Genomic DNA, 13,836 nt, shown 5'->3' with positions numbered 1-13,836 from the left:
ATCATAGCAATCTTTTCTGAAAAAAAAGTGAAAAAATCGTGAACATAGGGGCTAGCCTGTGTCCCTGTTGGATGCCAAAACAAAAAAGAGCCGATGATTCGCCTCCCGGAATAAAAAATTGAATGAATGCCGGAAAAAGGAACCCACTGTATGTATTTGGTAATGTTAGTGGAGATATTTTTTATGTGCTCCAAACCTGCGACGGTAAACAAACCTTCTCAAGTCACCATCCTTTAGATTCCCGTCATAAATCAGAAAAAGCAATGATGTAAACTCCGGATAACGCTCATTGACAAAAAGGGCGAACTCTTTTCGCTCGCCCATTAGCTTTTTCTTAAATTCTTCTTCAGCGGCAATACCTTCTAACTGCAGCCGGTAGTATGCCACCGTATCATCCCATTTACTTATACGCGTTTCAAGGATATCTCTGGCGTAACTAGGCAGCTTTTCAATGACTAAATCAATATAGCCTTCAGACCACATCAACATCTTATCTTTTTCCGGCAGCTCAAGAACCATATTCATTAGTGTTAAATCATCTGCCTCTTCACTGGATGCATATCTGCCAACCCGATTCATATTGCTCACCCCGGAATTCATATTGGGGTTATTTTACCTCTTAATAGGAATTATTATTTTTCCGTTAACTTCACATTTAAGGTGATGGTTTTGCCATTTCGGTAAACACCCAGTTTTAGTTCATCACCCGTCTTTGCCTTCGTATATAAATATTTCCTCAAATCAGATGAATTGGCAATTTCTGTTCCATTCATCGAGACAATAATATCATTAACCTGCAGACCTGCGCTTGCGGCCGCTGAATTTGGATCGATATTCATAACCATAACGCCTTTTGAGATGTTTTCCGGAACACCCTGCCAATACATTTCTGACACTTGGTTAAGGTCAGCTAACCCAACCCCCAAATATGGACGTTCAATTTTTCCATTTTTAATTAATTGATTAACGATTGGAATAACATCATTGCTCGGTATTGCAAACCCGAGGCCTTCCACACCGCTCTCAGAAATTTTCAAACTATTGATGCCGATAACCTGTCCTTGCAGATTTATTAAAGCACCGCCGCTATTACCCGGGTTGATTGCGGCATCTGTCTGAATGACATTTGTTTCCCAGTCCCCTGCAGATGTTGAAACGGCAATGCTCCGATTTGTTGCACTAACAATCCCTTGGGTAACCGTCCGAGATAGGTTAAGGCCAAGCGGGTTCCCAATGGCGTATACTTGATCCCCCGGTCGAAGTGTCGACGAATCACCGAATTGTGCTGTTGAGGTAACATATTTGGCATCGATTTTGATAACAGCCAAGTCTGTTAAAGCATCAGTACCGACCACTTCCGCTGTTGTCTTCTCCCCGTTATACAAAGATACCTCAAGCTTCGTCGCTCCTTCAATAACGTGATTATTGGTTACAATATACGCACTATCATTATTTTTTTGAAAAATAACCCCGGAACCAGTGCCACTTTCGACTGATTCTTGGGAAGGATTATTGGACCGAAAATAATTGTTATTTTGCTGCTGAAAGTTGACAATGCCGACAATTGCTTTTGATATTTGCTCAACAGTATCGGCAATCGAACCAGCGGAAACAGCAGTGGCCTTTGCTGTCACCGGTTTTACTGTGTTGTTGGTGCTCCCAGTTTGTTCAGAACCCCCCTGTGCCTGATTTGGGTATAACTTATCCAGGTAATCAGTATGCGGCAGAAGCCCCAAAGTCAATGCTGAGCCTATTACTCCAGCTGCCAGCATTGATGCAAACCCTTTTACAAATTGTTTCTTGGGCTTTCTCCTCTGCTCGATTTCCCTGATTTCCTTTTTAAGTGTCTCCACTTCAATATTTATTTCATTATTTTCGCGAAAATCCATATTAATCGCGCTCCTTTAAATGGATAATTACTTACTTGTCCCTACTTTACCTGACAAATCTTAAGAAATTATTAACAAACTTTAACGGCTTTTGGAAAGAACCAAGAAAAATTGTCAAAGACGAAAAAAAGCCGCAGGCAGACCTGCAGCTTAAAATCATAACTTTTATTTTGGAAAGCGGATCACAAATTTTGTTCCTTTCCCCTTTTCACTAAAGACGTTAATTTCCCCGTTATGGAGAAGCACCAATTGCTTTACAATGGAAAGGCCCAGACCAAATTCACCATAGGGGTTGCTGGTGCGGGAAATGTCCGCCTTATAAAACCGGCGCCAAATTTTTTCAACCTCCCCCGGATCGATGCCAATTCCGGTATCCTCCACTTCCATAATGACCATATCGTTCTCTTGACGCCCCCTCAGCCAAATCGTACCTTCATTTGTAAATTGGATACTATTTTTCGTTATATTAATCAAGATTTGGACAAGGCGGTCATAATCTGCCTCAACGTATAGCTCTTCCGGCGCTTCAACAATAATTTGATTATGCTTCTCTTCTGCCTGGAAGCTTAATTGCTCCTGAATGATTTCCAAGACTTCCTGAACTTGAATTTCTTCTTTAAATAACTGTATTTGATTCGAGCGAATTTTTTCATAGTCAAGGTTTTCATTGACGAGGCGAATCAACCGCCTTGCCTCCTGGCTGACAAGGTTAATGCCACGTTCCTTATCTTCGTCTGATATCATGTTGTTTTTTAATCCTTCGATGACCCCGCTGATAGTGGTTAGCGGCGTCCGCATTTCATGGGAAACATCGGCCATAAACTGCCGTCTTCTGTTTTCCAAGCTTTCAATTTCCTCCATGGATTTGTTAATTTTATCGACCATGTGGTTGAAGTCATTGGCCAGTTCACCAATTTCATCAAAATTGGAGGAATGCACTTTTACATCATAATTTCCTGCTGACACTTGGGAAGTAGCTTCACGTAGCCTTTTTATCCGATAGACGTGGATTCTTGACAACACGGTACTTTGAAAAAAGGAAACTGCCAAGCCGATTAAAATCGTATATAATAAAAACTTATTGATTTGTTTAATCATTTCCACAGAGCCGCTAATCGGGGAAGTCAATAACACCCCGCCATAAAACCGGCCATTGTCGAGATAAGGCAGGACTACAAAGGTTACCCCGTCCTGGTCAAACGCTTTATAATCGCTATTGACAATAACCGTCTTGCCATTTTTAAGTTGATTCCATTGCTTGTCATCCAATCCTTCAAGTACTGGCCCCTTCTTTCCGACCAAATATATTTTCCCGTTTCGGTCAAACATGCTGAAGCTCATTTTTCTTGCTGCCAAAACAGAACTGTATTGTTTTAAAATCTGGTCGGTTGCCAACGGATTTTCTTTCATATCTGCAAGAATCGCTGCCCCAAAGTCGATTAATTCATCCGCTTTATTTTCATAAACCAAGTTTTCAACATAATGGGCGAAAATCAGACTCAATAATAAAAATGCAACGATGATGACACTTATATGACTAATAAATTGTTGGAAAAAGTAGCGAAACTTAATCTGCTTTGGCTGTGTCATCAAACTTGTACCCTACTCCCCAAACAGTATGGAAGAAAGGCTGCGCGGACGTTTCCACCTTTTTTCGCAGCCGTTTAATGTGAACGTCAACAGTCCGTTCATCCCCGTAAAACTGATAGCCCCACACACGTTCCAGCAATTGCTCCCTTGAGAAAACCTGGCGCGGATGCTCTACCATAAAATACAGCAAATCAAACTCTTTCGGAGTTAAATTCGTAATCGGCTGCTCGTCCACCACAACTTCCCTTGTCGTTTTGTTTACTTGAAAATGGTCGGTATGAACGACGCCATCCTGTTCTTTTGGCGATTGGGTTTGGAAACGTCTGGTGACCGCTTTAATTCGTGCCATCAACGTCAACGGACTGAACGGCTTGGTCACATAATCGTCAGCTCCCATTTCCAGGCCGAGAACCTGATCGGATTCACTGTCCTTGGCAGTCAACATTATGATTGGAACGTTAATTTTTTCTTCTCGAACCTTGCGGCAAATCGTCACCCCGTCCATTCCCGGCAGCATCCAGTCGACAATCGCGGCATCCCAAATTCCTGTTTTAATCCGGTTATAACCTAACAGTCCGTCATGGACGAATTCACCTTGTATTCCTTCTTTGGCAAAGAACATCTCAATCATTTGACAAACACTTTTATTATCTTCAATCACTAGGATTTTCACTAAAACTCATCTCCCGCTATAAAAAACATTCCTACTATTAGTGTAAACAAATTTAGGTTTATGGCAAACCATCAGGCCCAATCTTCTCGATTAATTAATAGTTTGTTCATGATTTGTTAATATTCATTAAAAAGAGGCCTTGAATTCAATCAAGACCTCTTTACAAAACTATATTACTTTCGCCGGTTCCCCGGCAAATAGGCCGACCGCGTTGCCGCCGAGCATTTTATCGATTTGGGTTTCGGTCACGCCCTGTTCACGCAGTTTTGGCAATATATTTTCAAAGACATTTCCAGGATGCCAATTTTCAACTAATTTCGCCACTAGTTCATTCATTACAGGAGGACGCCCGAGCCAGACATTGACAGTATCATGGGCCAGTAAAATTTGATCTTCATATCCTTGCTGAATTAAGGTTAATAATGTCGCCACGCGTTCATGGTCAAAAGGAGCACCAACGGACCCCTGCAGCCCAAAACGGTCAAAGGCAATCCGAACGCCTTGCTCCAATACTGCCTTGTGATAGTCAGGGTCGGTGTTTCCACACATATGGCCAATAATAATTTTGCTTGGATCTGCCCCAAGCTCAATCAGCATTTTCGCCTGTTCTGGCCCCATTGTCCCTTCCTGGGTATGGGTTAAAATAATGGTACCGGTTTCCTGCTGGACCCGCGCTGCAGCCCGGAAAAACATTTTCTCATATTTGGAAATCTGATTTTTACTTGACGCTAGTTTTATAACCCCTGGTTTAATTCCTGTTCCTGCGATTCCCTTAGTAATTTCAGTTTTAAACATTTCATAAATATCTTCTTCTGCAGTACCAAGACCTGCCCTGAACCTAAAGTAAGGAGTTGCTCCCTCTCCTTCAAAATAATAGCCAGTAGCACAAATAATTTGCAGGCCCGTAGCTTCGGAGACTTTTTTCAAAAACAACGGATCTCTGCCACACTCGTTAGGGGTCGGGTCGACAACGGTCCGTATTCCGAAGCTTTGCATGAACCTTGCAGCAGCAATCGCTGTCTCCAATGCCTGTTCTTCGTTAAAAGCCCCCAGTGTTACATCACCTTGAAAGCCCGGGTATCCAAAAATAAAGTGTTCGTGAATAAGTGTCTTTCCTAACTGGTCTACTGGGATAGGACCTGTTACAGTTTCAACTGTTTTCATCGATTGGTTCACCCTTTCTACTCCGCAAACTGGACTGGTTTCATCTGCCCTTCCCTACTATTTCCCTTTAAATACTGGCTTTCTCTTTTCTTTAAATGCAGTAATTCCTTCCTTATGATCCTCTGTATCTACCATAATCACTTGGGTCAGGCGCTCCTGCTCAAGAATTTCTTCCAATGAAGAGGTCAGTGCCTTATTAACCAGTTTTTTCTGCATCCCATATGCCTTGCCTGCACCTTGAGCCAATTGGAGAGCAAACTTTGTTGTTTCTTCCTGAAGTTTTTCCAATGGAACTAAATAGTTAATTACCCCTAATTGATAGAGACGTTCTGCCGGTATTGGCTCTGCAGTGAAAAGGAATTGCTTTGCTAAATGCGGCCCGACAAGTTGCGGAAGGAAGTAGGATCCGCCCCCATCTGATACCAAGCCCACTTTCGAAAAGCTAAGGGCAAATTTGCTATCCTCAGCAGCTACGATTAAATCGCAGGCAAGCGCCAAATTAAAGCCTGCCCCGGCAGCAAACCCATGTACAGCAGCAATAATTGGCTTTTCAATTTCTTTCATTAATAGGATCAATTCATTGAGCTTGCCAATATGCTCATATACCTGAATTCCTTTGCCTTGGCCCATTCCTTTGACATCACCGCCGGCACTGAAAGATCGTCCGGCACCTGATAATACGATGACCTGGACATCATCATCGTTTTGCGCGTTTCTCAACGCATCCTTTAATCCCAAAATCATGTCCGGACTGAATGCATTCAGGCTTTCCGGACGGTTTAATTGCAGCGATAAAACCGGTCCCAGCTTTTCTACCAATAAATGTTCATTTGCCATAAAAAATTCCCCTTTTCCTTTTAAAATAGCAATCTGATAAAAAACTATTTAATGAGCCAGCCGCCATCTACGAGCAAATCGGAACCTGTCATATAGGAAGCTTCGGGTGATGCAGCAAATGCGATGACATTGGCAATCTCTTCAGGTGTTCCGACTCTTTGCAGCACAGTATTTCTTTGAATCGCCCGCACAAATCGGTCATTTTGCAGACCCTGTTCGGTTAGCGGGGTCTCAACAAAACCGGGTGAGACTGAGTTCACACGGATTCCATACTTCGATAAGGCCAACGCCAGTGATCTCGTAAAATTGATAACCGCCGCCTTGGCGGCACTGTAATGCGGTATTTCCGCACCGGCCTGATGCCCGGAAAGGGAAGCGACATTGACGATGGCACGGTTACGCTCCTCTCGCTCAGCACCGGCAGCCATAATCTTCCCCATAGCCTGCGACACAAGAAACACGCTTTTCAAGTTGACATTTTGGACATAATCCCAATCAGACTCTGACATTTCCAAAATTTTGTTATGCCTAGAACCGCCGGCATTATTCACAAGCACATGGAGATCACCATAATGCTGTTCAATATACTCCGCCAATTCTCCCACATCTTCGGCATCTGTACAGTCGGCCACGAATATTTCTGCCATGGGAATTTTACTTATACAATTGATTTCTGCAGCGGTCTCCTCTAGCTTCCGCTTTGTTCTGCCAACTAAAATTACCTTTGCGCCTTCGCTCGCAAGTCTTATCGCAACTGCCCGGCCAATCCCGCTCCCGGCCCCGGTTACTAACGCAATGGTCTGTTGAAACCTCATCCCAATCACCTCTCATTAGAAAAAAATTTGACTTTTTGCTATACCCTGTCATGAGCGACGATCGTCGCGTGTTTAATTAATCCCTTGACAAAATTGTTCAAATTCGCAAATCTTTGATCGTTCGTTTGCCCCTTTTTGTAACGGTAATAGATTTGCTGGCAAATAACAGCCAGTTTGAAATAGGCAAAGGTTAAATAAAAATGCAAATTCGAAACATCCCTGCCGCTTTTTTTGGCATAACGCTCGATAAATTCCTTTCTCGTGTAAAACCCCTCATGTACCGCAGTAACCGGATCCTTCCCCAAACCCTTTTTTAACATCTCGGAATCATTCGGCAAATTCCAGTAACTTAATGCAGCCCCAAGGTCTGCAAGCGGATCACCTACAGTCGTCATTTCCCAATCAAACAACCCGACCATATCGGTAAAGTCCTCATTTAACATTGCATTATTCAACTTATAGTCATAATGGATCACTGCTGCTTCTGAATGCTTCGGGTAATGCTCAACAAGCCATTCCATTAAAGCGTCCACTTCGGCAATTTCATCCGTTTTTGCCCGGTTATATCGGCCTATCCAGCCATGGACCTGCCTTTCGATAAACCCTTCAGGCTTGCTTAGTTGTGTCAAACCGGTTCTCTTATAATCAATAGCATGAAGCTCTGCCAATTTATCCACCATAATTTCCGATATTTGCTTGCAGAGCTCAGGTGTAACCTTGACTCCTTCCGGAAAAGATGTGTCAAGGACGACGCCGTGTTTTCTTTCCATAATAAAGAAAGGGCTCCCAACAATCTCGAGATTATCGGAAAATACATATGGCTTAGGGGCAGCAGGAAAAATGGGATTTAGCTCCGACAGGATTCTGAATTCCCTTTCCATGTCATGTGCTTTAGGAGCAACCGGCCCTAGTGGAGGCCGTCTTAAAACTGCCTCCCAATCGCCCATTCTTATTTGATAAGTTAAATTTGAATGCCCAGCGGAAAATTGTAAAATTTCCAGGGAACTATTTGGTAAATTGTCGATGCTGCTTCGCAAGAACTTTTCCAAAATTGTCAGGTTCAACTCTTCCCCTTTTCGAACAGGTATTGTATCCTTGTTCATTTGATGAGGCATGTCTGCTCTCCCCTCCTTAATTCAAAAAATTCAGTCTTTTCATACCGGCTTTTCTTTAAAAATAATGCTTGCCACGAAGTTTTTATGTCCATAACTAGAAGAAATCGTAAATTTAATACTAACCGGTTGGTATGTTGTGTTGTAAAAGCAGGGGATTCTCAAAAAATTCCCCTGCTTTAAATTTTTCGTCAACCAAGCTGAATTCCCTGCAAAATCATATCGACAAATATCTCCGCTACCTCACGATCCGAGACACTTCCGTCCGGTTTAAACCACTGATAACTCCAATTCGTGATCCCCAATATTCCAAAGGTAATGATGCCTGGATTCAAATCAGGGCGAAATTCCCCGTTCTCCATGCCTGCCTTAATTAATTCCTCGAGATTAAATCGGAACTGGTCACGTTTAGGGTCAATCATTGCAAAGTGCTCATCACTTAAATTCTTCATTTCACGGAAAAATATTTTGGCCGCGGACCCCCGCAATTTAATATCGGAAATCAACATATAAACAATGTCAAATAACTTCTCTTTATATGTCTTTGTATGGTCATTTAAAATCTCTTCTTGTTGGACAAGCAAGCCTTCAATGTAGCCCAGATGGATATCCATCAACAGCTCCTCTTTACTTGAAAAATAGTAATAGAAGGTGCCCTTTGTCACGCCAAGGGAATCCACAATATCCTGTATTGATGTTTCGCTGAATCCCTTTTTTTCAAATAAGCGGATGCTTTGTCCTGTTATTTTCTCTTTCACCCTAATGCCCTCGCATTCTGAAAAATGTCTAGTGGACATTATACCATATAATTTTCGCTACTTAGTATCCAATAAGTGAAACTTTCAGGGATTCTTTTTACTTCTGGTCTATTTTTTTACCGATTCTTCTCTAAGTGCCCGACGAAGAATTTTTCCGACACCCGTTTTTGGCAGCTCGCTGCGAAACTCAATAATGCGTGGGACTTTATATGCAGACATATTTTCTCTGCAATATTTGATCATCTCCTCTGCCGTGGCCGTTTTGCCTGCTTTTAGGACAATGACCGCCTTTATGTCCTCTCCGCGATAAGGGTCTGGAACACCGATTACCACTGCTTCTTGAACGGAAGGATGTTCATATAATACCTCTTCCACATCACGCGGATAAACATTGAAACCGCTGGCTATGATCATATCTTTTTTTCGGTCGACGATATATAAATACCCGTCTTCGTCGACTTTAGCAATATCACCTGTGTATAACCAGCCATCCCTTAACGTATTGGCGGTTTCCTCCGGCATGTTCCAATAGCCCTTCATAATTTGCGGTCCTTTAATGATCACTTCCCCAAGTTCGCCAACAGGGACTTCCTCCGTTCCAGTAGCCAAGTCGACAATCTTATACTCGGTGGATGGCATGCCAATTCCGACACTGCCAGGTTTTCTATCCGCAAACGGCGGGTTGCAATGTGTGGTAGGGGATGCCTCGGATAAACCGTACCCCTCCAAAATTTTCGCTCCTGTTTTTCCTTCGAACTCGCGCATCAATTCAACAGGCATCGGTGCACTGCCGCTGTTGCAAATACGGATGGAATTTAATCCATACTCCTCTGCGCGCGGATGGTTGGTTAGTGCCACATACATAGTCGGAACTCCAGGGAAGGTGGTAGGCTGTTCCTGTTTGATTGTATTTAATACTTCCTCCAAATCAAAACGCGGGAGCAGGATGTTTTCAGCACCCGTATAAATGGACAGGTTCATTCCAGAAGTCATCCCGAAGACATGGAATAACGGAATGACTGTCAGTGCCCGTTCCTTGCCTATTTCAAACTCACCGCTAAAAAATTCATATGATTGGATCACGTTTGCCAAAATATTACGATGGGTCAACATCGCGCCTTTTGAACGTCCTGTTGTGCCTCCAGTATATTGAAGAACAGCAACATCGTGCTCCGGTTCAAATTCGACTGGAACGACATTTCCGTTTCCTTCGCGCAGGAAGGCCTCAAAGCTTCGGTCAGGGGTAAAATCCTGCCCAGATGGCTGCAGGCTGACAACGATTACATTTTTCACATTTGTTAAGGCTTGAACCGCCTTCGCCCTTGGGTAAATTGCGTCAAAAACGACGATGGTTTCAGCACCCGAGTCCTTTAAGATATATTCAAGTTCCCGCTCAACCAGCATCGGGCTTAGCTGAGTAACAATGGCACCCGCCTGAAGGACCCCGTAATAAGCGATGACATATTGCGGACAGTTAGGAAGCATCATGGCCACCCGGTCCCCTTTTTGGACTCCGTTTTGCTGCAAAGCAGAGGTAAATGCGAGTGAGAGCTTATATAATTCCTGATAACTCATTTTTCTTCCGTAAAAAGAGAGGGCATTGTTATCCGGAAATGTCTCCGTTGTTTCTCTAAGGATTTGCTGCAATGGAATATTCGGAATATCAACTTCTTTTTTTATCCTTTCTGGATACTTCGCCAGCCATGCTTTTTCTGTCATGCCTTTTCCCTCCAATAGTAAAATATATTACTAATCCGGACTTAATTGGTAAGCCGCTGCCATTAATATGGGAGATCTTCCTAGTAATCTTCAGTTTGTTCCATTCCCCCTCGTCTATTAATCTATCGCGTTTGTACACGCTTACATTAGTTTGATATTTGGTAACCGGTGCCCTAATGTCTTTTTGCGATACTAACCGGTTAGTATGTAATAATTACCATTATACAATTTCATATAGTGTAATTCAAACTCTTTTCTAAAAATTCTAAATTATTTTATGGCTTATCGCAACAAAAAATAAGCTGAGATGTTTTTAATCCCAGCCGTTTTAATATCTTCTGTTCATTTTTTTCTGCTTGTTCATCAAATCAAAGGACTTTTCTATAATATCCGTTAGGACATCACCTTTATAGATTCTCCCTAGTTTCAGGCCCTGCTGATAATACTCGACAATTTGGTCAAGTTTTTCTGCTGTTTCCTTTGAAATCCTTACATTTAACTGGATCCTCTCATTATGTTCCAAACAAAACACTCCCATTTGACTGTTAGCTTCCTGCTAGCAATTTACTAGTTATTTGTTATCTATTGCTAATATAGCATATTTCTACATATTTTTCACATTCCTAACAAAAAAATAAGAGTACTAAACTAGCACTCTTATTTACTGTCTTTAAATCAATTGTTTTGTTGAACGTTGGAGAATGAAATGGTTATGCAGCCAATCCCCGAGTCGTTTTTTAAACTCAGGATGCAGGGGTAAATTGGCTTCGGCCGGTAAATCCTTTTTCACGCTAAACATAGTTGATGGTTGAGTTATGAATTTACAGGAATGTCCCATATTTTGAATGACGTAATAATCTGCATTCCCTTTAACATACTGTGGTAGTTCCTTTAGAACTTCTGGATTCGCCTGAATATCCAATGCGCCTGTAATCGCAAGCACTGGGCAACTAATCTTGACCAAATCATCCTTAGGGTCATAAGTAAAATGCTCACGGAACCACTTGGCATTGGTTTTCACCAATCCGGTTTTAATGACATCATCTGTGGAATTTAGCACTTTTTCTAGATGCTTTTGAGCTTGCGGTTCCACCTTTTTGTGCACTCCCAACAACCGTAGTAATCCCCCCTGGAAGCCCTTGGCAGCAAGAATGTCCTGAACCGCAATATCCCTCTGTCGTTTTAAGGCTTCACTTAATTTTTCGACCGCTCCCGCCAGTAAAATCAGCCCGCCTAGCTCTTCTCTTGCGGCAACTGCTGTTCCAATTGCCCCACCTTCACTGTGCCCCAACACGATTACTTGATCCGGGTCCACTTCCGGAAGGTTTTTTAAGAATTGGACCGCAGCCCTCGCATCTTCAACAAAATCCCACAATCCGGCTAACAAGAAATCCCCTTCAATCTCCCCTGCACCCCGTTTATCATAGCGAAGATTAATAAACCCAAGCGATGTTAAGTATTCAGCCAACTGTGCGTATAGTTTTAAATGGAGTTTTTCATTGACCTTTCCGTTTCGATCGATTTTTCCTGACCCTGGGATAATGAGAATGGCAGGACTTTTTTCACCTCGGATTTCCGGCAGGGATAATGTCCCTTTTAATTTCACTTTACTGATAATTTCAACCTCATTTTCATTTGCTTTCATTTTCCTTCTCCCCCGCGTCATTTTTTTCCTCAGGAATCATAATTGTTGCCACCGTTCTTTTTCTTCGGCCTTTTTCCGGCTTGTTTTGTGCTGCTTTGGCATATACCATCCTCAAATCATTAATAAATTCAACCAATTCCTCGTCAGTTAGGAATAGGGACGTTTGCCGAAAGCTGACCCCATCGGCCAGTAAATCGATTTGCTCCTTGCTTAAATAACGTTCATATTCTCCCATTAGATTAGCAATAAATTTAATAAAAAATCCCATATGTTCTTCCTTGGACATTTTATTCATTTCATCGGGACTAATTGTGAGAAGATTTGGGTCATGGACGGAATAAACCTTCTCCACTGTTCCGCGGATGGGAATTTCATCTACAACATGAATCACTTCGGATTCAACCAATTTTTTTATATTTCTATACAGAGATGCCTGCGGGATATCAGGAAGCATCTCCTTTAATTGCTGCGAAGTTAGCTGTTGGTTAATTAAGTTTTGGATAATTCTCATTCTTACCGGATGTAAAATGACATCGACTTTAGATTCCTTCATAATTATTAGCTCCTGTCAATTATTATCATTATCAATAATGATAATAATATAAAAGTAGACTTTTGTAAAGTCTTATTTCACCTATTTATTATTTTTTCAAATGTTTCCTAAAAAATTCATCCCTTTTCACTACATGAAATGGAATTTTTATACCGATATTAAAATGAGGAGGTTACCGGGATATGTTTATATCGGTTATTATAAGTATTTTACTGATGGCTTCGCCTGTTCATCCATCCGACAGCTTATCGATTACGAGGGATGGGACAACCATAACCAAAATCAATCGAATGGATTTTTTTTATCCAAATACAGACCTGCCAATCATGAACACGAAAAATTATGCAAAGTTTCTCGATCAGCTAGATAAAAAAGTTTCAATTTTGCCGGTAAATGCCCGTTTAGACCAACATGGAAATATCATGCCGGAGCAGGTTGGCTATAAAATCAACCGTGATGTCCTGACAGAGCAAATATATGCATTTTACATTAATCGGCGGCCAGCCAGTTTGGAAGTTCCGATGTCTACGGTCTACCCCAAGGTTGATAGCGAGCTGCTTAGTGAAATTAGTACCATGCGGATTGGGCGGTATGTAACATCGTTTAATCCGAGTAATAAAAATCGCTCCACCAATATTAAAATTGCTGCAGAAGCGATCAATAATTATGTTGTGTTTCCTGGAGAGACTTTTTCATTTAACCAGGTCGTTGGCAAACGAACCAAGGCACGCGGTTATTTGATTGCTAAAGTAATTGTCAGGGGAGAATATGCCGAGGATATTGGCGGAGGAATTTGCCAGGTATCTTCCACCCTTTTCAATGCGGTTGACAGCGCTGGGTTAGAGATTGTTGAACGGTTCTCTCACAGTAAGAAGGTCCCATACATTCCGCCGGGAAGGGATGCAACTGTAAGTTGGTACGGCCCCGATTTTGGATTTAAAAATATATATAATCAGCCTGTGTTAATCCGGGCAAGAACATTGGGCGGCATATTGGTCATTAAAATATATTCTTCTGACAGCATTAATTATAGACCAAAAAACATTCCAACCCTTCCATATTAAAAAGTCCGCTTCGCAGC

At 42.0% G+C, this 13,836-nt stretch carries 14 protein-coding genes; 1 reads left to right on the top strand and 13 read right to left on the bottom strand.

All coding sequences use genetic code 11. The features are described from left to right. Positions 1 to 165: 165 nt before the first annotated feature. From AR334_RS16695 to AR334_RS16635, 13 genes are all read right to left on the bottom strand, one after another. Positions 166 to 579: a hypothetical protein gene (locus tag AR334_RS16695; RefSeq protein ID WP_066313721.1), complete on the bottom strand. Its 414-nt coding sequence runs from the start codon at positions 577 to 579 to the stop codon at positions 166 to 168. A gap of 53 nt (positions 580 to 632) precedes the next feature. Next, on the bottom strand, positions 633 to 1,889 hold the full coding sequence (locus AR334_RS16690) for a S1C family serine protease (protein ID WP_066313718.1): 1,257 nt from the start codon (positions 1,887 to 1,889) through the stop codon (positions 633 to 635). Positions 1,890 to 2,054: 165 nt separating this feature from the next. After that, a complete protein-coding gene (locus tag AR334_RS16685) occupies positions 2,055 to 3,479 on the bottom strand; it encodes a HAMP domain-containing sensor histidine kinase (protein ID WP_082692973.1) in 1,425 nt (474 codons plus the stop codon). After that, positions 3,457 to 4,152: a response regulator transcription factor gene (locus AR334_RS16680; RefSeq protein ID WP_066313716.1), complete on the bottom strand. Its 696-nt coding sequence runs from the start codon at positions 4,150 to 4,152 to the stop codon at positions 3,457 to 3,459. Before AR334_RS16680 ends, AR334_RS16685 begins: the two co-directional genes overlap by 23 nt. Before the next feature lie 168 nt (positions 4,153 to 4,320). Next, positions 4,321 to 5,316, bottom strand: a complete 996-nt coding sequence (locus AR334_RS16675) for a phosphotriesterase (RefSeq protein WP_066313713.1) — start codon at positions 5,314 to 5,316, stop codon at positions 4,321 to 4,323. A 57-nt stretch (positions 5,317 to 5,373) separates the two neighbouring features. Further along, positions 5,374 to 6,153, bottom strand: a complete 780-nt coding sequence (locus tag AR334_RS16670) for an enoyl-CoA hydratase/isomerase family protein (protein WP_066313711.1) — start codon at positions 6,151 to 6,153, stop codon at positions 5,374 to 5,376. A gap of 44 nt (positions 6,154 to 6,197) precedes the next feature. Continuing rightward, positions 6,198 to 6,968, bottom strand: coding sequence for an SDR family NAD(P)-dependent oxidoreductase (locus AR334_RS16665; protein WP_066313710.1), 771 nt, complete (start codon positions 6,966 to 6,968; stop codon positions 6,198 to 6,200). Between the two features lie 38 nt (positions 6,969 to 7,006). Beyond that, a complete protein-coding gene (locus AR334_RS16660) occupies positions 7,007 to 8,083 on the bottom strand; it encodes a phosphotransferase family protein (RefSeq protein ID WP_172799231.1) in 1,077 nt (358 codons plus the stop codon). Between the two features lie 188 nt (positions 8,084 to 8,271). Next, entirely contained in the window at positions 8,272 to 8,838 is a 567-nt protein-coding gene (locus AR334_RS16655) for a TetR/AcrR family transcriptional regulator (RefSeq protein WP_066313709.1), read from the bottom strand. A gap of 108 nt (positions 8,839 to 8,946) precedes the next feature. Continuing rightward, positions 8,947 to 10,557, bottom strand: coding sequence for a long-chain fatty acid--CoA ligase (locus tag AR334_RS16650; protein WP_066313705.1), 1,611 nt, complete (start codon positions 10,555 to 10,557; stop codon positions 8,947 to 8,949). A 328-nt stretch (positions 10,558 to 10,885) separates the two neighbouring features. Beyond that, positions 10,886 to 11,095, bottom strand: a complete 210-nt coding sequence (locus AR334_RS16645) for a hypothetical protein (protein ID WP_066313701.1) — start codon at positions 11,093 to 11,095, stop codon at positions 10,886 to 10,888. A gap of 132 nt (positions 11,096 to 11,227) precedes the next feature. Next, the gene (locus tag AR334_RS16640) at positions 11,228 to 12,202 is read right to left on the bottom strand and encodes an alpha/beta hydrolase (protein ID WP_066313699.1); all 975 of its coding nucleotides are present in this window, start codon (positions 12,200 to 12,202) and stop codon (positions 11,228 to 11,230) included. Further along, positions 12,189 to 12,755, bottom strand: coding sequence for a helix-turn-helix domain-containing protein (locus tag AR334_RS16635; protein WP_066313698.1), 567 nt, complete (start codon positions 12,753 to 12,755; stop codon positions 12,189 to 12,191). Before AR334_RS16635 ends, AR334_RS16640 begins: the two co-directional genes overlap by 14 nt. A gap of 182 nt (positions 12,756 to 12,937) precedes the next feature. On the opposite strand from AR334_RS16635, the gene AR334_RS16630 reads away from it, so the two are divergent. Then, positions 12,938 to 13,819: a VanW family protein gene (locus AR334_RS16630; RefSeq protein ID WP_066313694.1), complete on the top strand. Its 882-nt coding sequence runs from the start codon at positions 12,938 to 12,940 to the stop codon at positions 13,817 to 13,819. The last annotated feature ends 17 nt before the right edge of the window (positions 13,820 to 13,836 follow it).

Source organism: Bacillus sp. FJAT-29814 (genome assembly GCF_001510715.1).
GTDB lineage: Bacteria > Bacillota > Bacilli > Bacillales > Cytobacillaceae > Neobacillus.
The sequence above is the reverse complement of the archived record's forward strand: the minus strand, read 5'-3'. Positions and strand labels throughout refer to the sequence as shown.

Excerpts from the sequence above, each read along its gene's own strand:
- AR334_RS16695 (WP_066313721.1), bottom strand. The coding sequence starts at position 579 with ATGAATCGGGTTGGCAGATATGCATCCAGTGAAGAGGCAGATGATTTA.
- AR334_RS16690 (WP_066313718.1), bottom strand. The coding sequence starts at position 1,889 with ATGGATTTTCGCGAAAATAATGAAATAAATATTGAAGTGGAGACACTT.
- AR334_RS16685 (WP_082692973.1), bottom strand. The coding sequence starts at position 3,479 with ATGACACAGCCAAAGCAGATTAAGTTTCGCTACTTTTTCCAACAATTT.
- AR334_RS16675 (WP_066313713.1), bottom strand. The coding sequence starts at position 5,316 with ATGAAAACAGTTGAAACTGTAACAGGTCCTATCCCAGTAGACCAGTTA.
- AR334_RS16670 (WP_066313711.1), bottom strand. The coding sequence starts at position 6,153 with ATGGCAAATGAACATTTATTGGTAGAAAAGCTGGGACCGGTTTTATCG.
- AR334_RS16665 (WP_066313710.1), bottom strand. The coding sequence starts at position 6,968 with ATGAGGTTTCAACAGACCATTGCGTTAGTAACCGGGGCCGGGAGCGGG.
- AR334_RS16660 (WP_172799231.1), bottom strand. The coding sequence starts at position 8,083 with ATGCCTCATCAAATGAACAAGGATACAATACCTGTTCGAAAAGGGGAA.
- AR334_RS16650 (WP_066313705.1), bottom strand. The coding sequence starts at position 10,557 with ATGACAGAAAAAGCATGGCTGGCGAAGTATCCAGAAAGGATAAAAAAA.
- AR334_RS16645 (WP_066313701.1), bottom strand. The coding sequence starts at position 11,095 with ATGGGAGTGTTTTGTTTGGAACATAATGAGAGGATCCAGTTAAATGTA.
- AR334_RS16640 (WP_066313699.1), bottom strand. The coding sequence starts at position 12,202 with ATGAAAGCAAATGAAAATGAGGTTGAAATTATCAGTAAAGTGAAATTA.
- AR334_RS16635 (WP_066313698.1), bottom strand. The coding sequence starts at position 12,755 with ATGAAGGAATCTAAAGTCGATGTCATTTTACATCCGGTAAGAATGAGA.
- AR334_RS16630 (WP_066313694.1), top strand. The coding sequence starts at position 12,938 with ATGTTTATATCGGTTATTATAAGTATTTTACTGATGGCTTCGCCTGTT.